A 1,764-nucleotide genomic window follows, 5' to 3' on the forward strand; every position below is an offset into this window, starting at 1 on the left:
GTGACCGTGCCGCCAGCTGGAATGTCTTGTGATGTACCAGTGATGTCACCGTTATTATCGCCATCGATGACTAAATCAACGGTGATGTTGCTTGAAAGGGCATCAAGGTTTTCAGTGTCGTTGGCAGACAGGTCGTTACCGTTGCTGTCAGTTGCAGTTGCCACCACTGTGATGTCGCCATCCACAAGTGTAGAGAGGTCAACATTATCAACAGAGTAAGTACCGTCCGCGTTTACTGCCACATCTGTGATGGTAATTGCAGTACCCGCAATATCGGTGATCACCAGAGTGACCGTACCGCCAGCTGGAATATCTTGTGATGTACCAGTGATATCACCTTGGTTCGATGCATCAATCACCAAGTCTACTGTTAGCTCAGCATCAACAGCATCGAGGTTTTCAGTGTCGTTGGCCGATAAATCATTACCGTTTGAATCAGTCGCGGTTGCAACMACTGTGATGTCGCCATCCACAAGYGTAGAKAGGTCAACRTTATCRACAGAGTAAGTGCCATCTGCATTRACWGCCACATCTGTGATGGTAATTGCWGTGCCCGCAATATCGGTGATCACYAGAGTGACCGTRCCGCCAGCTGGAATATCCTGGCTCGTACCTGTGATGTCACCTTGGTTCGATGCATCAATCACTAAGTCTACTGTTAGCTCAGCATCAACAGCATCGAGGTTTTCAGTGTCATTGGCAGAYAGGTCATTGCCGTTGCTGTCGGTTGCGGTTGCGACCACTGTGATGTCGCCATCCACAAGTGTAGATAGGTCAACATTATCGACAGAGTAAGTACCATCTGCATTAACAGCCACATCGGTGATGGTAATTGCAGTGCCCGCAATATCGGTGATAACCAGAGTGACCGTGCCGCCAGCTGGAATATCCTGGCTCGTACCAGTGATGTCACCTTGGTTCGATGCATCAATCACTAAGTCTACTGTTAGCTCAGCATCAACAGCATCGAGGTTTTCAGTGTCGTTGGCAGACAGGTCATTGCCGTTGCTGTCGGTTGCAGTTGCCACCACTGTGATGTCGCCATCCACAAGCGTAGAGAGGTCAACATTATCAACAGAGTAAGTACCGTCCGCGTTTACTGCCACATCWGTGATGGTAATTGCAGTGCCCGCAATATCGGTGATCACCAGAGTGACCGTGCCACCCGCTGGAATATCTTGTGATGTACCAGTGATGTCACCTTGGTTCGACGCATCAATCACTAAGTCAACTGTTAGCTCAGCATCAACAGCATCAAGGTTTTCAGTGTCGTTGGCAGACAGGTCGTTACCGTTGCTGTCGGTTGCAGTTGCCACCACTGTGATGTCGCCATCCACAAGCGTAGAGAGGTCAACATTATCAACAGAGTAAGTRCCATCTGCATTGACTGCCACATCTGTGATGGTAATTGCAGTGCCCGCAATATCGGTGATCACCAGAGTGACCGTACCGCCAGCTGGAATATCTTGTGATGTACCAGTGATATCACCTTGGTTCGATGCATCAATCACYAAGTCTACTGTTAGCTCAGCATCAACAGCATCRAGGTTTTCAGTGTCGTTGGCAGACAGGTCRTTRCCGTTGCTGTCRGTTGCAGTTGCCACCACTGTGATGTCGCCATCCACAAGYGTAGAGAGGTCAACATTATCAACAGAGTAAGTACCGTCCGCGTTTACTGCCACATCTGTGATGGTAATTGCAGTACCCGCAATATCGGTGATCACCAGAGTGACCGTACCGCCAGCTGGAATATCTTGTGATGTA

At 49.2% G+C, this 1,764-nt stretch carries 1 protein-coding gene; it reads right to left on the reverse strand.

What is annotated here, in order from left to right; all coding sequences use genetic code 11:
- On the reverse strand, positions 1-1,764 hold a 1,764-nt coding region (locus A9267_RS21905), incomplete at both ends, for a beta strand repeat-containing protein (RefSeq protein ID WP_443018794.1).

It is taken from the genome of Shewanella sp. UCD-FRSSP16_17 (genome assembly GCF_001675935.1).
Classification (GTDB): Bacteria; Pseudomonadota; Gammaproteobacteria; order Enterobacterales; family Shewanellaceae; genus Shewanella; species Shewanella japonica.